The sequence below is a fragment of the Vibrio xiamenensis genome, assembly GCF_900100015.1.
GTDB classification, from domain to species: Bacteria; Pseudomonadota; Gammaproteobacteria; order Enterobacterales; family Vibrionaceae; genus Vibrio; species Vibrio xiamenensis.
In genome coordinates this window covers 116046-137236 of sequence record NZ_FNDD01000012.1, presented here as the reverse complement: position 1 = coordinate 137236, position 21191 = coordinate 116046, and the positions used below count along the sequence as shown (strand labels likewise).

At 46.5% G+C, this 21191-nt stretch carries 17 protein-coding genes and 1 other annotated feature; of the genes, 10 read left to right on the top strand and 7 right to left on the bottom strand.

Annotated elements, in window-relative coordinates:
* Positions 1-3: 3 nt before the first annotated feature.
* From clpB to rluD, 3 genes are all read right to left on the bottom strand, one after another.
* Complete coding sequence (clpB, locus tag BLS03_RS11695) at positions 4-2577, bottom strand: ATP-dependent chaperone ClpB (protein WP_093273882.1); 2574 nt, start codon at positions 2575-2577, stop codon at positions 4-6.
* A 122-nt stretch (positions 2578-2699) separates the two neighbouring features.
* Entirely contained in the window at positions 2700-3431 is a 732-nt protein-coding gene (gene pgeF / locus BLS03_RS11690) for a peptidoglycan editing factor PgeF (RefSeq protein WP_093273880.1), read from the bottom strand.
* Positions 3431-4408, bottom strand: coding sequence for a 23S rRNA pseudouridine(1911/1915/1917) synthase RluD (rluD, locus tag BLS03_RS11685; protein WP_093273877.1), 978 nt, complete (start codon positions 4406-4408; stop codon positions 3431-3433). The genes pgeF and rluD overlap by 1 nt, the downstream gene beginning before the upstream one ends.
* Positions 4409-4538: 130 nt before the next feature.
* Here rluD and BLS03_RS11680 point away from each other — a divergent pair, with 130 nt between their 5' ends.
* The 6 genes from BLS03_RS11680 (at position 4539) to yjjX (ending at position 11449) form a co-directional block, all read left to right on the top strand.
* Positions 4539-5270: an outer membrane protein assembly factor BamD gene (locus BLS03_RS11680; RefSeq protein WP_093273876.1), complete on the top strand. Its 732-nt coding sequence runs from the start codon at positions 4539-4541 to the stop codon at positions 5268-5270.
* Between the two features lie 421 nt (positions 5271-5691).
* Positions 5692-6018, top strand: coding sequence for a ribosome hibernation-promoting factor, HPF/YfiA family (gene hpf, locus BLS03_RS11675; protein WP_093273873.1), 327 nt, complete (start codon positions 5692-5694; stop codon positions 6016-6018).
* A gap of 102 nt (positions 6019-6120) precedes the next feature.
* Positions 6121-6250 (top strand) — a sequence feature (Phe leader region).
* Between the two features lie 15 nt (positions 6251-6265).
* Positions 6266-7444 carry a prephenate dehydratase gene (gene pheA / locus BLS03_RS11670; RefSeq protein ID WP_093273871.1) on the top strand — a complete coding sequence of 393 codons (1179 nt, stop codon included), beginning with the start codon at positions 6266-6268 and terminating at the stop codon, positions 7442-7444.
* A 211-nt stretch (positions 7445-7655) separates the two neighbouring features.
* On the top strand, positions 7656-8618 hold the full coding sequence (locus tag BLS03_RS11665; RefSeq protein ID WP_093273908.1) for a polyamine ABC transporter substrate-binding protein: 963 nt from the start codon (positions 7656-7658) through the stop codon (positions 8616-8618).
* Positions 8602-10950: a putative bifunctional diguanylate cyclase/phosphodiesterase gene (locus tag BLS03_RS11660; RefSeq protein WP_093273868.1), complete on the top strand. Its 2349-nt coding sequence runs from the start codon at positions 8602-8604 to the stop codon at positions 10948-10950. Before BLS03_RS11665 ends, BLS03_RS11660 begins: the two co-directional genes overlap by 17 nt.
* Positions 10916-11449: an inosine/xanthosine triphosphatase gene (gene yjjX, locus BLS03_RS11655; RefSeq protein ID WP_093273865.1), complete on the top strand. Its 534-nt coding sequence runs from the start codon at positions 10916-10918 to the stop codon at positions 11447-11449. Before BLS03_RS11660 ends, yjjX begins: the two co-directional genes overlap by 35 nt.
* Positions 11450-11518: 69 nt before the next feature.
* Here yjjX and trpR read toward each other — a convergent pair whose 3' ends face one another.
* Both trpR and sltY read right to left on the bottom strand, forming a co-directional pair.
* Positions 11519-11809, bottom strand: coding sequence for a trp operon repressor (trpR, locus tag BLS03_RS11650; protein WP_093273863.1), 291 nt, complete (start codon positions 11807-11809; stop codon positions 11519-11521).
* Positions 11810-11818: 9 nt separating this feature from the next.
* Positions 11819-13768, bottom strand: coding sequence for a murein transglycosylase (sltY, locus tag BLS03_RS11645; protein ID WP_093273907.1), 1950 nt, complete (start codon positions 13766-13768; stop codon positions 11819-11821).
* A 265-nt stretch (positions 13769-14033) separates the two neighbouring features.
* Between sltY and ettA the strand changes: the two genes are divergently transcribed.
* Complete coding sequence (ettA, locus tag BLS03_RS11640) at positions 14034-15701, top strand: energy-dependent translational throttle protein EttA (protein WP_093273860.1); 1668 nt, start codon at positions 14034-14036, stop codon at positions 15699-15701.
* Positions 15702-15859: 158 nt separating this feature from the next.
* Positions 15860-16240 carry a PilZ domain-containing protein gene (locus tag BLS03_RS11635; RefSeq protein WP_093273858.1) on the top strand — a complete coding sequence of 127 codons (381 nt, stop codon included), beginning with the start codon at positions 15860-15862 and terminating at the stop codon, positions 16238-16240.
* Positions 16241-16328: 88 nt separating this feature from the next.
* Here BLS03_RS11635 and tyrA read toward each other — a convergent pair whose 3' ends face one another.
* On the bottom strand, positions 16329-17456 hold the full coding sequence (gene tyrA, locus BLS03_RS11630; protein ID WP_093273855.1) for a bifunctional chorismate mutase/prephenate dehydrogenase: 1128 nt from the start codon (positions 17454-17456) through the stop codon (positions 16329-16331).
* Between the two features lie 10 nt (positions 17457-17466).
* Positions 17467-18546, bottom strand: coding sequence for a 3-deoxy-7-phosphoheptulonate synthase (locus tag BLS03_RS11625; protein ID WP_093273852.1), 1080 nt, complete (start codon positions 18544-18546; stop codon positions 17467-17469).
* 232 nt (positions 18547-18778) lie between these two features.
* Here BLS03_RS11625 and BLS03_RS11620 point away from each other — a divergent pair, with 232 nt between their 5' ends.
* Both BLS03_RS11620 and btsR read left to right on the top strand, forming a co-directional pair.
* The gene (locus tag BLS03_RS11620) at positions 18779-20452 is read left to right on the top strand and encodes a sensor histidine kinase (protein WP_093273849.1); all 1674 of its coding nucleotides are present in this window, start codon (positions 18779-18781) and stop codon (positions 20450-20452) included.
* An 11-nt stretch (positions 20453-20463) separates the two neighbouring features.
* Positions 20464-21183: a two-component system response regulator BtsR gene (btsR, locus tag BLS03_RS11615; protein WP_093273847.1), complete on the top strand. Its 720-nt coding sequence runs from the start codon at positions 20464-20466 to the stop codon at positions 21181-21183.
* The last annotated feature ends 8 nt before the right edge of the window (positions 21184-21191 follow it).

The window sequence follows — 21191 nt, the reverse complement described above, 5'->3', positions numbered from 1 at the left end:
GGGTTATTGCGTTGCAACAATTTTGCCATCAACGGCTTCAAGCGTAATCGTTGAACCCGGAACCAAGCTGCCAGCCAAGATAGATTTAGCCAGTGGGTTTTCGACGTTTTGTTGCACAGCACGTTTAAGCGGTCTTGCACCATAAACCGGATCAAAACCAACTTCGGCGATCAGATCCAACGCAGGTTCAGACACATTCAATTCGTAACCTTGATCTTCCATGCGCTGCGCCAAACGCGCCAATTGGATCGAAGCAATCGATTTGATGTGCGCAGTACCCAACGGATGGAATACAACAGTTTCATCGACACGGTTTAAAAACTCCGGTCTGAAGTGTTGAGTCACCACTTCCATTACCTGCTGCTTCATACCTTCATAGTCCAACTTAGCGAAGTTTTCTTGAATTCGGCTCGAGCCTAGGTTTGACGTCATGATAACTACGGTATTACGAAAATCGACAGTGCGTCCTTGTCCATCAGTTAATCGCCCATCATCAAGCACTTGCAGCAGAATGTTAAACACATCTGGGTGTGCTTTTTCGACTTCATCGAGCAAAATAACCGAATACGGTTTACGACGTACAGCCTCAGTCAAATAGCCGCCTTCTTCATAGCCGACATAACCTGGAGGCGCACCGACCAAACGAGCCACGGAATGTTTCTCCATAAACTCAGACATATCGATTCGCACCATGTTGTCTTCGCTATCAAACATAAAGTTGGCCAGCGTTTTACATAGCTCGGTTTTACCCACCCCGGTTGGACCTAAGAATAAGAACGAACCAATCGGACGGTTTGGATCCGAAAGCCCAGCACGGCTACGACGAATCGCATCAGAGACCGCTTCCACCGCTTCGGTTTGACCAATCACACGTTTATGCAGCACTTCTTCCATGCGCAGCAGTTTGTCTTTCTCTGCTTCAAGCATTTTCGAGACTGGAATGCCGGTTTGTTTCGACAACACTTCGGCGATTTCTGCATCAGTGACTTTGTTACGCAGCAACGTCATCTCTTGCATTTCGGCTTGGGTTGCCAAATCCAGCTGTTTTTCCAGCTCAGGAATACGGCCATATTGCAGTTCGGACATGCGACTTAAATCGCCAGCACGACGCGCAAACTCCATATCCATACGCGCTTGTTCAAGCTCAGACTTAATGTGTTGAGTGCCGGATAACGCGGCTTTCTCGGTATTCCACACTTCAGTAAGCTCAGCCAATTCACGCTCTTTCTCATCCAACTCTTGATTGAGCGCTACCAGACGGCGCTCACTGGCGTCATCGTGTTCATTGCTCAGCGCTTGCTGTTCGATTTTGAGCTGAATAATACGGCGCTCTAAACGATCCAGCGCTTCAGGTTTCGAGTCGATCTGCATACGAATGCTGGATGCCGCTTCATCGATCAAGTCGATGGCTTTATCCGGCAATTGTCTGTCTGATACATAACGGTGTGATAAACTGGCCGCCGAAACGATCGCCGGATCAGTGATTTCCACATGGTGGTGCAGCTCATAGCGCTCTTTCAAACCACGCAAAATGGCCACCGTATCTTCCACGCTTGGCTCATCAACCAATACTTTTTGGAAACGACGTTCAAGCGCCGGATCTTTTTCGATGTATTGACGATATTCATCCAAAGTGGTGGCACCGACACAGTGAAGCTCACCACGTGCCAATGCAGGTTTTAGCATATTACCGGCGTCCATCGAGCCTTCGCCTTTACCAGCGCCGACCATGGTATGGATTTCATCGATGAACAAAATGACGTTGCCTTCTTCTTTGGCTAACTCATTGAGCACCGATTTTAACCGCTCTTCAAACTCGCCGCGGTATTTCGCCCCCGCAACCAATGAACCCATGTCGAGCGATAATACGCGTTTATTGCGCAGCCCTTCAGGCACTTCGTTATTGACAATACGCTGAGCCAAACCTTCGACGATGGCGGTTTTACCGACCCCTGGTTCACCAATAATAACCGGGTTATTTTTGGTACGGCGCTGCAGAACTTGAATGGTGCGGCGAATTTCATCATCACGACCAATAACAGGGTCAAGTTTGCCCTGCTCGGCACGTTCAGTAAGATCAATGGTGAATTTTTCTAGCGCTTGGCGCAGCTCTTCGGCATTAGGATCGTTGACGGTTTGGCCGCCGCGAATTTTCTCAATCGCGCCGCTGACTTTTTTCTCAGTCAAACCAATCTCTTTCAGCAGGCTGCCTAGCGGGCCGCGATCTTCAAGGGCAGCAAGCAAGAAAATCTCGGATGAGATGTAAGCATCTTTGCGTTTCTGAGCAATCTTGTCACACAGATTGAACATATTGCCCATCGCAGAAGAGAGCTGAACATCGCCACCAATACCACTGACTTTCGGTAAGCGATCGAGAATTTCGCCCAGTTTTGAACGTAACTGAGTAACGTCGATGTCCATCATCGTCAGCAGTGGACGAATCGGGCTACCATTTTGATCGAGCAAAGCCACCATAAGGTGTACTGGTTCGATGTATTGATGATCGCGCCCAAGTGCTAATGACTGAGCATCAGAAATCGCAACTTGAAACTTGCTGGTAAATCTATCGAGACGCATATCTACCTTCCTAACCTCAATAAAGATAATCGTGACTTAACTATCAAGGAAGATGGATACGTGAAAGGGAATTTTCAAGGGGGGAGATGCAGGTTACACCAAAAGATCGAACCCGACGCGAATTATTCTGCAATCCAGATAAAACTGGCTTGGCGGCCTGTAACCCCATCACGACGATAAGAATAAAAGCGTTCTGGGTCTTGATAGGTACAGAGATCGCCACCGTAGATGGCCATCACACCTTGGCGTTGTAAGCGCTGGGTTGCCAGCAGCGGCATATTTGCCCACCACTTACCGGTTTGCTTACCCGGTGTAAACGCGAGATGCGCCTGAGAGTGCTTTTCAATAAACGCTTGGCGAACTTCATCACCGACTTCAAAGGCGCTCGGACTAATCGCCGGCCCAAGCCAAGCCATCACATCACCTGAGAAATGGTTTAACGCATTTTCGGTAATGCCGTTAACCAATCCTCGCCAACCTGCGTGCACTGCCGCAACTTGGGTGCCTTGAGTATTGGTGAGTAGAATCGGTAGGCAATCTGCGGTCATGGCGCTACACACCACACCGCCTTGGGTCGTAAATGCGCCATCGGCATCCACCACCATCGATGTTGGCGCGTTTAACACCACGACCTCGGTCGAATGAGTTTGATTGAGCCACACCGGCGCACTCGGCATTTCAGCCAATTGAGTCACGCGCTGGCGGTTTTGCTCAACCAAATGCAAATCATCCCCAACATGAGCACCAACATTCAACCCTGCATAAGGGGCAAGTGAGACACCGCCAAAACGTGTGGAAGACACCGCTTTTACACATTTTGGGGCTGGCCAGTTAGGAATGATCAATTCGCGCATTAATACTCTTCTTCTAGTCCGTGCTGCTCGGCATCTGCTCGAAGCGCTTCTGTCATTGCCACCATATCATCTGGAATTGGCGCATGGAACTCAAGCTCTTCACCCGTAACCGGATGCTCGAAACGCAGCATAGCCGCATGCAGCGCCTGACGATCAAATTGACGAATCATGTCGGTTAGCTGCTGAGTAGCACCGCGAGGAATACGCGCGCGGCCACCATAAGCGGTATCACCAAGCAATGGATGCTGCAGATACGACATATGAACACGAATTTGGTGTGTACGGCCGGTTTCTAGGCGCAAGCGAATACGCGTGTGCTCACGAAAATGCTCTGCAACGCGATAATGGGTTACCGCAGGCTTACCCATTGGCGTCACTGCCATCAAAGTACGCTTGGTTGAATGGCGACCAATCGGTTTGTCGACCATACCACCTGCGGTCATACGACCAATCGCAATCGCCTCGTACTCACGAGTGATTTTACGTTTTTGCAAGGCGCGCACTAAACGAGTTTGCGCTGGTACTGTCTTCGCCACCACCATCAAACCTGTGGTGTCTTTATCTAAACGGTGGACAATCCCGGCACGTGGCACTTCGGCGATTTCCGGATAGTGGAACAATAATGCGTTAAGCACCGTACCATCTGGAGTACCTGCACCAGGGTGAACCACAAAGTCACGCGGTTTATTGATCACCAAAATATCGTCATCTTCATAAACGATATTCAGTGCAATATCTTGTGCTTCCCAACGCTCTTCGTCTTCAAGTTCTGCTTGAACGGTAATAAGCTCACCGCCCATGACTTTGGTTCTCGGTTTGGTGACCACTTCACCGTTCACTTGAACTTTGCCGTCCAATAGCCACTCTTTGAGGCGAGAACGGGAAAAATCAGAAAATAATTCGGCGATCGCCTGATCCAGACGTTGGCCTAATTGGCTGTCACTTACGGTATTCGTTAATTCAATCTGCTGAGCCATATCGAACTTTTTTAAAAACTGTGAGACTAATGCTCACTAGTATGGAAAAATAATGGCTTTATTGTATCCGTTACTCGAGCGAATGTAACGAAGCTTAAGAAATATTTACCTAAAGGAACTCTCTCCTGACATGAAACTGCGTACATTATCTGGCTTATTGGCCATGTCTCTTTTGGTGGGCTGCTCAAGCAGCGACAAAGAGGTTGTTCCGGATATTCCCCCTTCCGATCTTTACTCCGAAGCTCAAGTTTCTCTTCAAGCAGGTAACTGGATGACGGCGATCGAAAAGCTAGAAGCGCTAGATTCTCGTTATCCTTTCGGTGCGTATTCCGAACAAGTTCAGCTCGATTTGATTTACGCTTACTATAAAAACGATGATTTAGCCCTTGGCCTCGCGACGATTGAACGTTTCACACGTTTGAACCCAACCCATGAAAAACTTGATTGGGTGCTGTATATGCGCGGCCTGACTCATATGGCGCAAGATCGCAACTTTATGCACGACATGTTTGGCGTCGACCGCAGCGACCGCGATCCTGAACCGGTCAAAGCAGCGTTCTCTGACTTCAAACATTTACTTGAACGCTACCCAAACAGCCCTTACGCGGCAGATGCGCATCAACGTATGTTTGCACTTAAAAACCGTTTGGCGAAATATGACTTAGCCACAGCGGATTTCTATCTGCGCCGTGAAGCTTGGATTGCGGCAATCAATCGCGCTCAAGAACTGCAAAAGGCCTACCCTGATACTCAAGCGGCACGTGAATCACTGAAAATTCAGCTGAAAGCGTATAAAGCGTTAGGCATGGATGATGCTGTTGCTCATACCCAAGAGCTGATTAAACTCAATCCGGTAAAATAAGCCATTCTTAAAACGCAAAAAACCGCAGTCTTCACTGCGGTTTTTTATATCAAAATTCGATGGTTTTAACTGGCTAATCCATTATATAAATATCAGCAAAAATGGCGCTAGTTTAAAAAATACTCAAGCGTGATGAATAGCAAATTTCCTTATTGTTCAAAGACTAAGCACGCAACTTCCAAGGAACGAACAAAGCCCCTAAAAACGGAAAATTTCTAGCTTGCTACCTTTTCAAACGTAGCGTTATTTATTGCGAAGCTCAAGCTTTTTCGTTGCATAAAGCGAGGACTCTTTGCGATGGATCACAAAGCATTTCGAAGCCCAAAAACCCGTTTTTATCCGTGATCCAAGTCACATCTATTTTGTCTTGAACGAGTAATCTGAAGTTAACCCATGAGGGATTCTACAGAGGAAAAGCAATATGAAAGTAAACATCACTGGTAAAAACATCGACATCACCTCTGCAATCCGCAACCATATTGAGAGTAAGTTCAAAAAGCTAGAAAAATGGCAAGTGGACATTATTGGTTGCCAAGCTTCTTTTAGTGAAGAGCCTAACAAACAAAAACGTTTTGAAGCCGTCATTACGATTCCAAAAGGAAAATTGGTCGCCTCGGCAGATAATGAAGACCTATACGCGGCCATTAATGAAGTGGAGCAAAAACTGGAACGTCAACTGAACAAGCTGCGCCACAAACCAGAAGCTCGCAGAACGGAAAAACCAGTGGTTGAAGAAACCGTAGAATAAAGAGGAATTTTTAAGTAGCGCCGCAAGGCGCTATTTTTTTCTTGACGCCATACAGTGGCTTGCTTATTGTGTTTAACGTATTCACTAACCCGACATAAATATGTACTCATTCACTCTATTCTTTTTTGATTTCTTTTTTATGCGCCGTGTTTAATGGAGGCTAGGTCGTTTCAAAAAGAGCAATCAAAAACGAATAGATAGAAAGCCTCCCCACAAGGGAGGCTTTTTTCATGTAAGGATAATTAGAATGACTGAACAGAAATATTCGCTCGACGAGATTCGTCTTCGCCTAAATGAACTGGACGACAACTTACTAAAACTGCTCTCTGAGCGTCGCCAACTGAGCATCGAAGTTGCTAAAAGCAAAGTTCAGACGTCCAAACCAGTTCGCGATGCCGAACGCGAACAACAACTGTTGGTCAAACTGATTAATTCGGGCCGAGACAATTATGCACTCGATGCCCAATACATCACCAAACTGTTTCACACCATCATTGAAGATTCTGTCCTGCTTCAGCAGTCTTACTTACAAAACCTTGCTAACCCAGAATTAAGTCGTAAACCGATAGCGCGAGTGGCATTTCTTGGTGCCAAAGGCTCCTACTCTCACCTTGCCAGCCGCGAATATTTCAGCCGTAAAAACACCGAACTGATTGAGGTCAACTGCGGACATTTCAAAGAAGTCACTAACACGGTGGAATCCGGCCATGCCGACTTTGGTGTTCTACCGATTGAAAACACCAGCTCAGGTTCGATTAACGAAGTCTACGACTTACTGCAACACACAACCTTATATATTGTCGGCGAACTCACTTTACCTATCGAGCACTGCCTGGTTGCCACAGGCGACATTCGTCTGGAAGACATCAAAGTGCTTTACTCTCATCCGCAGCCACATCAGCAGTGCAGTGAATTTTTAAGCCGCCTTAAAGGGGTCACGCTGGAATCCTGCGCCAGTACTGCAGATGCAATGAAAAAGGTCAAAGAACTCAACCGCAACGATGTTGCTGCAATAGGTAATGCCACCAGCGGTAAACTTTATGGTTTGCAATCACTGCAAAGCCAGATTGCCAATCAGACCGAAAACCATACCCGTTTTATTATCGTGGCACGTAAACCGGTTGAAGTATCGAGCCAAATTCCGGCCAAAACGACACTCATCATGTCGACGTCGCAACACGCTGGCTCTTTGGTTGAAACTCTGTTAGTACTGCAAAAATACGGCATTAACATGACCAAGCTTGAATCGCGTCCGATCATGGGTAACCCGTGGGAAGAGATGTTTTATGTCGATTTGGAAGCTCAGCTCAATTCCGAACATATGCAGCAAGCGCTTACTGAATTAACCAAGCTGACCAAACACCTAAAAGTATTAGGTTGCTACCCAAGTGAAAACATCAAAGCAACTCAAGTAAAACTTGATTAAATACCGCATAGCATATATTTCATAACAAAAATGAGACGACCCTAATTTATTCATTAAATTTATAAATTAGGGTTGTTTGTAAATAAGAAGCTGCTATCTTAACGCGTCTAATAAATACCCAAATGCAGTTATGAGAGCCAGTTTTCCGGTTGCTATTTGTTGTTTATTCAGCGCTTTTGGTCGCGCTGAACCTCCTCCAATCAACATTTACATGTGGGAAGACTCCCTGTCTCCACACGTAGCCCATAAGTGGCAAACTCTCAACAACCAAGAGATCAAAATCTCTAATTTTGATAACGACGACGAACGTAATCTGTTGATGATGAATAGCCCGCAGTTGCCTTTCGACATTATCGTACTCGATAACATCTCCGCTAAACTTTACGGTGATTTAGGTGCGTTTGATGATCTGTCAACTCTGCAAAATACTCAAAATAATGCGCCGAAATGGAATCAAGCTTGCGGACGTTATGCGATACCTTATTTTTGGGGTAACGTCGGCATTACTTATCGTAAAGATCGTATTTCAAATCCACCGCAAACATGGGCCGAATTTCTCAGCCCAGCACCAGAACTGCGCGGTCATGTGGGTATGATTACCGATACGGTTGAAACACTGCTTCCAGCTTTAAGCAGCTTGGGATTATCACCGATTACCGATAACGCCAACGATCTGCATCAAGCCTATTCCACCATGCAAGCCGCTTTACCCAATATCGCTTCATTTGAATATATTTTGAGTTATGTCCGCAGCCATGCTGATGTCGAAGATATTTCGATCGCAATGGCGTACAGCGGTGATAATTACGCCTTGAATCGCTACATGGATAAACCCATTTGGGGTTATGTCGTGCCTAAAGGTGAACCCTATATTTGGGTTGATTGCATGGCGATTAATAAACATTCTAAAAATAAACAGCAGGCAAAAGCTCTGCTCGAATATCTTTCTACACCTCAGGTCGCGGCCGAGAATGCCCAATATGTACGGGCTGCGACACCGAATTTAAGCGCTCTAAAATTGATGCCCGATTGGTATTTAAATGATTCGACGCTATTTCCTGAACAGATTCTTACCGGACACGGACTCATAGACACAGGATTGTCAGCAAATAACATCAATTTAAGGGCAAAAATAATACATAAACTCCTTAAAGATCATGAAACTCAACACTAGAGTGCTGTTATTAGTCACCCCGGTGATTCTTCTGAGCTCGGTTATTTCCAGCTACAGTATTTACTACAGTCAAAAAGATTCATTAATCAAACGCGAATGCAGTTACTTGCAATTAACCATGGAAAAACTGGCCGGACATTTTCGCCAATCGGTCGCCACGCTTAATAGTTATTCCTTGACGCTAACTCAAAGCGATATCGTGCAGCATTACCTGCGTCAACGAAGCAATCCATACAGTGAGCTTGATCTGTACGAAAACCTGCAGCAAACCATTAATGCCCTGCATCATAACGGTCAAGGCAAGGTCTCGATCGCGATTTTGAACAGCAAACAAAAAGTGCTGTTTTATTCCGATAATCAAGACGATCCATTTGCGAAAGCCGATCCACAAGTTCTGTCTCAGGTTGCCGCCGACTACTCAAACAACAAAACGACATCAAACTTGGTGTTTTCCCACGATAGTCTGGGGCAAAGTGCATTGATCCGTTACGATGTGCTGGATAAAAAAACCCTCACCACACCACTGAGCTACAATCGTGATCAGGTGTATTTTGTGGTGGTGTATCTCGCACTCCAGCAGTTTGATACGCTGCGGGAAAAAGTCGAATACGAAAACGACACCAGCTTATATTTCGCCAATAAGCCAGTACACAACCAAGGTATTACTCAATCGGTTGAGCTAATGCCAAACTTATACGCGGTCCTTTCTCCGGCCCAGTACCTGTTGAAAAATGAACTCAAAGGTATCGAGAGAAAACTGATGTTGTCTTACGGTGTGTCGGCGACCGTGACCCTGTTTATTCTTTTGTATTTGCTCTACCAACGTGTGATTCGACCGATCACCAACCTTGATCGTCAATTGAAAGAAGTCGAGCAAAATCAACGTGGTAACATTCAGAAAATCGCTTCGAATGACGAAATTGGCCGCCTCTCTGTTCGAGTACATAATATGTACAACGAACTCAATTCCAGCTACCAAAAAACCAAGGCGATGGCGGAAAATGACCACTTAACCCAACTGGCGAACCGCTATCAATTCCAGCAACACCTTAAAGAAAAGCTCACCGCCAATATGAATCCCTGCACCGCGTGGATTTTGTATATCGACTTAGATAACTTTAAGTACGTCAACGATAAATACGGTCACCATCTTGGCGACTCGCTACTGGTCGATTTTGCTGAGCACATTAAAAAGCTCAGTTTTCTCTATCAAAGACGCTACAGCTTGCAATGCTTACCGGCTCGTTTGTCTGGGGATGAGTTTGCGGTATTTCTGCTCTCAAGTAGCCACACACGAGTGATAGCTGAAAAGCTGGCGCACGATATTTTGGAGCCCATCGAGCATGGCGCTGACTCGCCACTGAGCAATTTCCCTATCACTGCGAGCATTGGGATTGCCGCCTATCCAGACGATGCCGACGACATCACCAAGTTGCTGTCCAATGCGGATACCGCGATGTACCAAGCTAAACGTGCTGGCAAAAACCAAATCGCTCACTATTCCCAAGAGCTGGACAAAACTGTACGCCGCCGCGCGCGCCTTGAACAAGCACTGCGTAACGCTGATTTTGACCTTGAGTTTTCGCTTTGCTACCAACCGTATTTTGACCAAGTTGGCGAACATATTTACGGTGTAGAATCTTTGATTCGTTGGCACTCGCCAACCCTTGGCGAAGTCGCTCCGGGCGAATTTATTCCTATCGCAGAACAAACCGGCATGTTTGGTTTAATTGACCGTTGGGTAATCAAAAACGCCTTTGCCGACTTCCAGCGCCTAAGTGCGATATTTGGTTGTAATGTCGACCTGTCGATTAATCTGTCTTCAGCAGAGCTAGATTCAGCGCAACTGGCCAAATACATCATCGATCTAGCGCAAGCTTACCAAGTGCCGCCAGCGAACGTAGATTTTGAGATCACCGAAACCTTTGCCAGCGACTCACAAAGCTATTCATTGCTGCATGATCTTTCAACCATGGGCTTTAAATTGGCGATCGACGATTTTGGGTCAGGTTACACTTCGATCACTCAACTGGTGGAATATCCGGTACAGAAAATCAAATTTGATCGCGAGTTTCTCACAACTCTTATCAAAACCAACAAACGCCACGTGCTCAAACCTCTGGTCGCTCTTTGCCATTCACAGTCGATGATCGTGACCGCCGAAGGGGTTGAAAATCGCGATGTGCAATATTGGCTAAGTCAAAGTGGCTGCGACTATTTGCAAGGCAATCTGTTATCGGTACCATTGACCATAGAACAACTTGAATTACGCTACATGAACGGCCAAGGAGCCTCCAATGACAAGCCAGACAGTGATTATCGCTTCGCTTAACCCAGCCAAAATCGCCGCGGTACAAAGCGCCTTTGAGAGCACCTTCTCTCATCAAGGTTTTGAATTTAAAGGCGTCAGCGTCGCCAGTGAAGTCGCTGACCAACCAATGAGTGATACAGAAACGCTCGCGGGAGCACGCAACCGGGTACGTAACGCCAAGCGAGCCGAGCCGAATGGCGATTTTTACGTCGGGTTAGAAGCGGGAATTGAAAACAATATGACGTTTGCTTGGATGGTGGTGGAAACTCACCATCAACGCGGCGAATCGCGCTCGGCAAGTTTAAGCCTACCGCCGGTGGTAATTGAAAAACTGGCCGATGCCAACGAACTTGGCGATGTAATGGACGAAGTGTTTGCCACCGAAAATATCAAACAAAAAGGCGGCGCGATTGGTCTTCTGACTCACAACCAGCTCACGCGCAGCTCGGTGTATCATCAAGCGTTGATTCTGGCACTGATTCCGTTTATCAATCCAGAGCACTTTCCCGCGAACTTATGATCAGTCGCTGATCTTAAATCAGGCACAAAAAAAAGAGCGTTTTCACGCTCTTTTTTAATGGTTTTCAAATCAACCCAGCAGTTTTTCCAACAGCTGTTTTTCTTCATCACTGCGCGATTTTAGCTCATTTGAGCCACGAGTGATGGTAGCCACACCCACGCCAAGCATCTGACTGATTTGCCGTTGAGACAACTCACCTTTAAGCAATTCGTTAAAGATATTCACTCGGGCGATGAGCGCCTCACGTTCGTCTGCCGTTAACAGCATGGTCAATAGCATGTTGTGCTGTTCGCTATCGACACTGTGTTTGATTAAATCGACAATCTGTTGCCAGTCAGTGTACTCAGGTTGCTGTGACATAGTTCCTACTCAATACTTGGTATTGATCTCATGTTGATTGAGGAACGTCCCGTCCACTCCCAGCAAATCGCGATAATAGGTTTCAAACATCAAAATATTTTGCACGTAACCTCGAGTTTCATTGAACGGAATCGCTTCAATGAACGCGTATGCATCGAGTTTTCCTTGGGTACGTTCGCGCCAAGTTTTTACTCTGTTTGGTCCAGCATTATACGCAGCAAATGCAAAAATTCGATTGTTATCGTATTGCTGCAATAAACCTTTTAAGTAGTTGCTACCAATCTCGATGTTTTTGCCGACATCAAACAGCTCATCGCTGCTTTGATACTCAAGCTTATATTTACGCGCCGTGTATTTAGCGGTAGCGGGCATGATCTGCATTAACCCTCGCGCGCCAACAGGCGATCGCGCTTCGGAGTCAAACGCACTTTCTTGACGCGCCAGCGACATCAAGGTGATGGGATTAATGCCGGTTTTCTCGCCGTAAAAATCAAACCACCATTGGTGAGCAGCTGGAAAACGCAGCTCTAAATGATCCCACAGTTTGGCTTGAATACTGGCGGTTACGGTTAAGTGATGCCAATGTTGGCTCGCTGCGTAGGCCGCAAGCATTTCTTTGTCCTGAGCCGATTCAACCGAGCGCAATAGCCACTGCCACTCACTTTTCGCAGCGGCGATTTTATCACGAGCAATCAGCTCATCAATACGCGCCAGTGACGCGGTATATGGCGCAACCTTCGCTTTATCAAGGGTTAAGGTTTCCACCGGATAGTGGATGGATTGATGAATCGCTGAGGCAGCCGCAACACTGTAGAAATTGCGCTGACCAATGATTTTCTTCAAGCGCTGCTGACCTTTAGTTGGATAACCAAGCGCAATATCTGCGCGGCCATGCCAGTATTGCCAGCGATTTTCCATTTGCTCAACATCTGGCAGGCGCCCAATCCAATCATTGACGTCATGCCAATCTTGATTTTGGATCGCTAAGCGAATACGACGCTCAATCAGCGCTGAATCTTTGGTGGTTTTGACCGCTTTATCACGCCAGGCTGCAAGTGACGCAGAATCGGTATTCATCGAATAATAACCAATATAATCGGCCATTTTTTGCTGCTGAGCAGCAGAGAAACCTTGTGATTTCACCACGCTGGCAAACACCTGCTGTGCTTTCTCCACATCACTGCGCGTCAAAGCGCGCATCGCCAAATAGGTTTGCTGACGATAAAACGCACTTTGCGGCGATTGTTTAGCAAATGTCGCGACACTACTTGGCTTATTGAACAAATCAATCATCGCCTTAGCTTGACGCTGAGCTTTGTCACCTTTGATCTGTTTTTGCAGATAACGCATCAGGCTAGCGTTACGCCCTTCAAAGGCTTTAACCATGCGCGCCAGAATCAGTTTGTCACTGCGAAGCCCGGCTTTTTGCCAAGCCGAAAATAGATCGTCACAAGCATTCGAGACACTATGACCGCTCAACCAAAGTTTTTCCGCACCTTGATAGGCAAGCTTTTTATCGCCAACCTGATATTGTGCAGTGTAGTAATGACATTGGTAAGTTTCGCCAGTCGGTTCGTGGTCTTGATACTGCAAAAATGTCGACCACTTTTTATCAGAGGCAAGACTCAATAGATAACGAGCACCAACGCGATTCGCAAACGGGAAATCCTGATGCTTGGCGATAAACTGCTTCACCTCGTTTGGCGAGCGCTCACCAATATCAACTAAAAACGCTCGATAGTCGATATAGGGCGTTAATGGGTAACTCGCGATTTCAGAACGCATCGCTTGGTACTGCTCAACTTGGCGGTTGTCGAGCATCGTCTGCGCTTCATCATAGCGCTCACGCTGCTGTTTAATATCAAGTGCTTGGGTAGAAAAAGGAATCGTAGCGCCGCAAATTAACGTGCATAAACCTGCTAGAAAGCGTTGCGGGCGCGAAGGATTACGTGGAGTCATCAATGATCCTTGTTGCTCATGTTCTTGTGAATGCTCATCCATTAAGGCTTATTCTAAGCAAGTGTGTAAAGTGTCTAAGCCCGTTTCCGAATAATTTCACGCAAGCGTGACATAACTGACGCTTTGATTAATCAAAAGCAGTTATTTTCATTGATGTTGCGAATAAATCTTATCTCGGTCGATTGGCGGTTAACAAATCGCGGTTTTATGAGTTAAAATGCTGACCACTTTGACTTTCAAACAGACAATTTAGGAACGATCGGCGATGGCTGAATACGTATATACCATGTCGCGGGTGAGCAAAATCGTGCCACCTAAGCGTCAAATCCTGAAGGACATTTCTTTAAGCTTTTTCCCTGGCGCGAAAATCGGCGTTTTAGGTCTTAACGGTGCGGGTAAATCGACCCTGCTACGCATCATGGCCGGTATCGATACCGACATTGATGGTGAAGCGCGTCCGCAACCAGGCCTTAATGTCGGCTACCTACCGCAAGAGCCTGTACTGGATGAATCTAAGACCGTTCGTGAAGTTGTTGAAGAAGCCGTTTCTGATGTAGCTGATGCGCTAAAACGCCTTGATGCAGTATACGCAGCTTATGCAGAAGCCGATGCAGACTTTGACGCGCTTGCCAAAGAGCAAGGTGAGCTGGAAGCTCTGATCCAAGCTAAAGATGGTCATAACCTAGAAAACACCCTTGAACGCGCAGCAAACGCACTGCGTCTTCCTGAGTGGGACCAAAAAATCCAACACCTGTCTGGTGGTGAACGTCGCCGTGTCGCGATTTGTCGTCTGCTGCTTGAAAAACCAGACATGCTATTGCTTGACGAACCAACCAACCACTTGGATGCCGAGTCTGTTGCATGGCTAGAACGCTTCTTGGTGGATTACACCGGCACTGTGGTTGCGATCACCCACGACCGTTACTTCCTAGATAACGCGGCGGGCTGGATTTTGGAACTTGACCGTGGTGAAGGTATTCCTTGGGAAGGTAACTATACTTCTTGGCTAGAGCAAAAAGATGCTCGTCTACAACAAGAAGCCTCGCAAGAAAGCGCACGTCAAAAGACCATCGAGAAAGAGCTTGAATGGGTACGTAAAAACCCTAAAGGTCGCCAAGCAAAATCTAAAGCACGTATGGCGCGCTTTGAAGAACTACAAAGCTCTGATCATCAGAAACGTAATGAAACCAATGAGCTGTTTATTCCGCCAGGTGAGCGTCTAGGTGACAAAGTGGTTGACGTGAAAAACTTAACCAAGTCATTTGATGGTCGTGTGCTGATCGATGATCTGTCATTCAGCATGCCAAAAGGCGCTATTGTCGGCATTATCGGTGCCAACGGTGCAGGTAAATCAACTCTATTCAAGATGTTAAGTGGCGTTGAACAGCCAGACTCCGGCAGCATCGAAATGGGCGATACCGTGAAATTGGCATCAGTGGATCAGTTCCGTGATTCAATGAATGACAAAAACACTGTATTCCAAGAGATCTCTGAAGGCGCTGACATCATTAAGATCAACAACTTTGAAATTCCGGCTCGTGCATACTGCTCGCGCTTTAACTTCAAAGGTTCGGATCAACAAAAAGTGATTGGTGAGCTATCCGGTGGTGAGCGTAACCGTGTCCACTTGGCAAAACTGCTTAAAGCCGGCGGCAACGTATTGCTACTCGACGAACCAACCAACGACCTCGATGTTGAAACGCTGCGTGCGCTTGAAGAAGCCCTACTTGAATTCCCTGGCTGTGCCATGGTTATCTCACACGACCGTTGGTTCCTTGACCGTATCGCAACGCACATCATCGACTACCGTGATGAAGGCCAAGTAAACTTCTACGAAGGTAACTACACCGAATACATGGATTGGCTGAAGAAAACTCTTGGTCCTGAAGCGGCTGAACCACACCGCATCAAATACAAACGTATTGCCAAGTAAGCGTATTCGCAATCGAACCTTAAACAACGACAAGGCCGCTGATTTCAGCGGCTTTTTTTATGTTATTCACCACACAATTTTGCGAGCCAATCACCGATAGCTCACTCTTAGGTATGATTCTTTTGCTACGCTTTAGGGAAAAATGTCGAGGTCAGAAAATGAGAGAAAGACGCCAATTTTCCCGTATTGTCTATCACGCGATTGCCACACTTGAACAGGGCAGCAAACAGTGCTTTGGGCAAGTCAAAGACATTTCGCTGCATGGTCTGCTGCTCAGTGTTGATGATCCCAATGTTCAATTCAGCGACGAGCATTTAATCGATGTATTTTTTACCCTGCCCGGCAGCGAAATCGAACTGACAATGAGTACCCAAATCGTCGATCAATCCGGGGCCATGCTGCGGATGCGCATAGACCACATAGATATCGAAAGTTTAAGCCACCTCAAACGCTTGGTTCAGCTTAACGTGGGCAACGATGAATTGCTCAATCGCAATATCGAACACCTCTCGGATATCGGCGACGAAGAACATTCTTAACCTATTTAGGACCGGTCAACTGATACAAAAAAGAGCGCTTAAAGCGCTCTTTTTAAATATCAGATTCCGCTCGTTAGCAAACTCGAAATTATCCACGGTGAATCGAGTCATTAGCCTGTTTGAGCAGGTTTTGGCTTTCGGTCATAAATTGCTGTGAGTAATCACCAAACCATTGACTCACTTCGCTAAAGCTGCGAATAAAGGCCTGTTTATTGCCCCCTTCGAGCAATTTCACCGCCTCACCTAAACGCTGATGGAAACGCTCGATCATCTCAATATTTTCTTGCGAAGAGAAAATAATGTCGCCGTACAAGTTCGGGTCTTGGGCAAACAAACGCCCAACCATGGCAATTTCCAAACGGTAGATTGGCGAGCTTAGCTGCAATAAGCGGTCAATATTTGGGTTCTCTTTGCTTAAGTGCAGGCCGTAAGCGAACGAGGTAAAGTGGCGCAGCGCTTGAATCAGCGTCATACCGTGGTCGTGATCCTCTGCGCCCATTTGGCAAAGGCTCGCCCCCCAAATCGAGAACTGCTTAAGTAGCCATTGATATTGCTCAGCGTCGCGACCATCACAGTGAACAATCACTTGTTTTGCCAAGCTCGGTACGTCAGGACCAAACATCGGATGCAAACCAACCACTGGCCCAGAGTGGACTTTAAGCATCGCCTCAAGCGGCTTGGCTTTGATAGAAGTCAGGTCACATAAAATGCAGTCTTTTGGCAAGTTGGTTAACTTTTCAATGACGCCTTGAGTTAAGTGGATTGGCACTGTGACCACCACCAGCCCAGCATCACTGAGCAGCTCATCGGCTTTATCCCAATCTTGGCTACCCAAGACTTTGACTTCGTAACCAGACAAACGAAACATGCGCGCAAACAAGCTACCGAGTTGACCATGACCACCAATCACCACTACCGAGCGCAATTCTGGATTTAAGCACTTAAATCCAGAATCTTTTTCACTGGCATAAGACTCACGCATGGTACGACGCAAAATATCTTCAATCAGTTGTGGTGGTACACCGATTTTCTCCGCTTCTTCACGACGCGATGCGAGCATCGCGGCTTCACGATCAGGCGCATAAATTGGCAAACCGTGGCGACTTTTTACTTCACCGACCTTTTCGACCAGCGCCAAACGCTGTGCCAGAAGGTCTAAAATCTGTTTGTCGACAGCATCGATATCATTACGTAAATCATTCAGTTCTACAGCCATTGATGGTCCTTTACCCTTGCAAACGATTTTCTAAAAACGGCGTCAGTTCACTATGCGCTTCGCGAAGCAAATCTTCCGTTGCTTGCCAATTTATACACGCATCGGTAATCGAAACGCCATATTTCATTTGCTCAAAAGGTAAATCTGAGCTCTGGTTCCCTTCATTGATATGACTTTCAATCATCAAACCAATAATTGAGCGGTTACCTTGGCGAATTTGTTTAAACACGTCTTGTGCCACTAAAGGCTGACGACGGTAATCTTTACGTGAGTTAGCATGGCTACAATCCACCATCAAGGCACAGTCGAGATTACTGCTCGCCATCTCTTGCTCACACTCCGCCACAGAGACAGAATCATAGTTGGTTTGCTTACCGCCACGAAGGATCACGTGACCATTCTGGTTGCCTTGAGTGGTCAGCAATGCAACTTGGCCTTCGCGGTTGATACCCATAAAACGGTGGCTTGAAGACGCCGCTTGCATCGCATTAATCGCTGTAGACAGGCTGCCATCGGTACCATTTTTAAACCCGATTGGCATCGACAAACCGCTGGCCATTTCACGGTGAGTTTGTGATTCCGTGGTACGGGCACCAATCGCCGCCCAGCTAAATGTATCCGACAAGTACTGCGGGCTGATCGGATCCAGCGCTTCGGTTGCAAGGGGAATTTCCATCTCGGCCAATTCAACCAGCAACTCACGACCGATGTGCAAACCGTGTTCGATATCAAAACTGCCATCAAGGTGCGGATCGTTGATAAGCCCTTTCCAACCAACCGTAGTTCGAGGCTTTTCAAAATATACGCGCATAACAAGGTAAATTTGGTCATTTAATTCGGCAGATAATGCTTTTAAACGGCGGGCATAATCTTTCGCGGCATCTAAGTCATGAATAGAACAAGGACCACACACAACCAACAAACGGTGATCACGTTTATGAATGATATCAGCAACGGTTTGACGCGATTCACGAATGAAGCGACGCGCTTTGTCACTCAAAGGAATTTTGTTTTTCAGCTCTTGGGGCGTAATTAATATCTCTTGTTCGCTGATATTGATATCGCTAAGTTCGCTTTTGTTGGTTGTCATGACTTCACCTTGTACACTTTAATTTACAGTTTTATTTTCCGGCCGTTACTACGGAATGAAACGATAAAATAACAGCCTTAAAATCATTTTCAAGTGTAAATAATAAAAAACATTTAATGTAAAAATTATTTTACACACTTAAATATAACCGCTTTATGGCAAAAACACGACCAAGACACTGTGAAGTGAGGCATTTTCTTTTAAACTGTGGCAAACCCAAGGATGTTTATATATGGATCTAATCCTTTCGCTACTGCAACAAATGTGCGTTTACTTAGTACTGGCTTACATGCTGAGTAAAACACCACTGTTTTTACCACTACTAAGTATTTCCAAGCGTTTTAGTCATAAATTTAGCGTCTACCTGCTGTTTTCCCTATTTTGTGTCATGGGCACCTATTTCGGACTGCAATTCAATGACGCGATTGCCAACACTCGAGCCATTGGTGCAGTCATGGGCGGCCTATTCGGCGGGCCCGTCATCGGCTTTCTGGTCGGGTTAACAGGCGGCTTGCATCGCTACACGCTTGGTGGCTTTACCGATGTTGCTTGCGCTATTTCCACCACAGCAGAAGGCTTAATTGGCGGCTTACTGCATACTTACCTGCTGCGTAAAGGCAAAGCGTCGCACTTGTTCAACCCTACGGTGGTGTTTTCCGTCACTCTGGTCGCAGAAATCATTCAAATGCTGATCATTTTGCTGGTTGCCAACCCATTTGCTCAAGCATTTAATTTAGTCTCACAGATTGCAGCGCCAATGATCATCGCCAACTCGGTTGGCGCAGCGCTGTTTATGAGCATCGTCCATGACCGTAAAACCATCTTTGAAGAGTATTCCGCCGCATTTTCGCGTCGTGCATTAAATATTGCCGAACGTTCAGTGGGGATTCTCGCCGCCGGCTTTAATATCAAAAATGCCGAAAAAATTGCCCGCATCATTTACGAAGAGACCAATGTTGGCGCAGTGTCGATCACCGATGAACATAAGATCTTGGCGTTTGTTGGCATTGGCGATGATCACCATAAGCCCAATACGCCAATTTCGTCCCAGAGTACTTTAGATGCGATTAAAACCAATCGCGTGATCCATTTAGATGGCCGAGAGCATCCATTTCAATGCTCGATCTCACCGGAGTGCAAATTGGGCTCCGCGCTGATCATTCCGCTGCGCACCGGCGATAAGGTCATTGGTAGCATTAAGCTCTACGAGCCAAAACGCAAACTGCTATCGACCATCAATCTCTCGATGGGCCAAGGCATTGCTCAGCTGCTATCAAGCCAAATTCTGTATGGGGATTACCAGCAAAAACGTGAGCTTCTTGCCCAAGTGGAAATTAAGCTGCTGCAAGCGCAAGTGAATCCACACTTTTTGTTCAACGCGCTGAATACCATCAGTGCCGTGATTCGTCGCGATCCAACGAAAGCTCGCGAGCTGATTCAGCACTTATCGCAGTTCTTTCGCAGCAACCTCAAACAGAAAGTTGAAAGCGTTTCGCTGCGAGATGAACTCGCCCACGTCAACGCGTATTTGACCATCGAAAAAGCGCGCTTTACCGATCGCCTTGAAGTCGATATCGATATTGAAGAAAGCTTGTTAGACAAGCTACTGCCTACCTTTACCCTTCAACCGCTGGTTGAAAACGCCATCAAGCACGGCGTTTCTAATCTACTCGACAGCGGTCGAGTGCGAATTTTCAGCCAGCCTGTCGCGGGCGGTCACCAGATTGTGGTGGAAGACAATGCTGGCAGTTATGTGGCGCCAAACCCAGACCATAGCGGGCTAGGGCTTGAAATCGTCGATAAACGCTTAACCAATCAGTTTGGCCCAGATGCGGGGTTACACATTGATGTTAAGCCCGAACAATATACACGGATGAGTTTTATCATTCCCAATACCCCATATTAGAGAAGAAAGTGATGTTTTCTGCCTTGGTAATCGATGATGAATTGTTGGCTCGCGAAGAGTTGATTGAGCTATTGGAAGAAACCGGTGATATTGAAGTCATTGGCGAAGCAAATAACGCCATTGAAGGGCTGAAGAAAATCAATCAGCTCAAACCTGATGTGGTGTTTCTTGATATTCAAATGCCGCAAATTACTGGCATTGAACTGCTCGCGATGCTCGATAGCGACACCATGCCACGGGTGGTATTTGTCACCGCCTATGACCAATTCGCCATTCAGGCTTTTGAAGAAAACGCCTTTGATTATCTGCTTAAACCGGTGGATACGGCGCGGCTTAGAAAAACTGTGCAACGCTTGATTAAAGCCGATCATGTCAATGATATTGACTACGCACAGCTTGCTCCGGCGCAACTTGACCACGTGCCCTGCTATGGGCATAACCGCATTGTCATTATCTCGAGCAAAGACATTGAGTTCGCCTATTCCGATTTAAGCGGCGTACACATTCAAACCGCGACGCAAAAAACCACCAGCCAACTAACGCTCAAAGTGCTCGAAGAAAAAACCCCATTGATGCGCTGCCATCGCCAATATTTGATCAATCTAAGCGCGATTAAAGAGATTAAATTACTGGAAAATGGCCTGGCTGAAATCATCACCGCCAGCGAGCAAAAAGTGCCAGTCAGTCGCCGTTATCTCAAAGCGCTGAAAGAGCGGTTAGGCTTTCACTGATCGCAGCG

What these genes read in the sequence shown, in the direction of transcription:
- btsR (WP_093273847.1), top strand. Translation starts at nt 20,464, where the DNA reads ATGTTTTCTGCCTTGGTAATCGATGATGAATTGTTGGCTCGCGAAGAG.
- ettA (WP_093273860.1), top strand. Translation starts at nt 14,034, where the DNA reads ATGGCTGAATACGTATATACCATGTCGCGGGTGAGCAAAATCGTGCCA.
- tyrA (WP_093273855.1), bottom strand. Translation starts at nt 17,456, where the DNA reads ATGGCTGTAGAACTGAATGATTTACGTAATGATATCGATGCTGTCGAC.
- pgeF (WP_093273880.1), bottom strand. Translation starts at nt 3,431, where the DNA reads ATGCGCGAATTGATCATTCCTAACTGGCCAGCCCCAAAATGTGTAAAA.
- BLS03_RS11680 (WP_093273876.1), top strand. Translation starts at nt 4,539, where the DNA reads ATGAAACTGCGTACATTATCTGGCTTATTGGCCATGTCTCTTTTGGTG.
- BLS03_RS11660 (WP_093273868.1), top strand. Translation starts at nt 8,602, where the DNA reads ATGAAACTCAACACTAGAGTGCTGTTATTAGTCACCCCGGTGATTCTT.
- pheA (WP_093273871.1), top strand. Translation starts at nt 6,266, where the DNA reads ATGACTGAACAGAAATATTCGCTCGACGAGATTCGTCTTCGCCTAAAT.
- trpR (WP_093273863.1), bottom strand. Translation starts at nt 11,809, where the DNA reads ATGTCACAGCAACCTGAGTACACTGACTGGCAACAGATTGTCGATTTA.
- sltY (WP_093273907.1), bottom strand. Translation starts at nt 13,768, where the DNA reads ATGACTCCACGTAATCCTTCGCGCCCGCAACGCTTTCTAGCAGGTTTA.
- BLS03_RS11665 (WP_093273908.1), top strand. Translation starts at nt 7,656, where the DNA reads ATGTGGGAAGACTCCCTGTCTCCACACGTAGCCCATAAGTGGCAAACT.
- BLS03_RS11620 (WP_093273849.1), top strand. Translation starts at nt 18,779, where the DNA reads ATGGATCTAATCCTTTCGCTACTGCAACAAATGTGCGTTTACTTAGTA.
- yjjX (WP_093273865.1), top strand. Translation starts at nt 10,916, where the DNA reads ATGACAAGCCAGACAGTGATTATCGCTTCGCTTAACCCAGCCAAAATC.
- BLS03_RS11625 (WP_093273852.1), bottom strand. Translation starts at nt 18,546, where the DNA reads ATGACAACCAACAAAAGCGAACTTAGCGATATCAATATCAGCGAACAA.
- hpf (WP_093273873.1), top strand. Translation starts at nt 5,692, where the DNA reads ATGAAAGTAAACATCACTGGTAAAAACATCGACATCACCTCTGCAATC.
- clpB (WP_093273882.1), bottom strand. Translation starts at nt 2,577, where the DNA reads ATGCGTCTCGATAGATTTACCAGCAAGTTTCAAGTTGCGATTTCTGAT.
- BLS03_RS11635 (WP_093273858.1), top strand. Translation starts at nt 15,860, where the DNA reads ATGAGAGAAAGACGCCAATTTTCCCGTATTGTCTATCACGCGATTGCC.
- rluD (WP_093273877.1), bottom strand. Translation starts at nt 4,408, where the DNA reads ATGGCTCAGCAGATTGAATTAACGAATACCGTAAGTGACAGCCAATTA.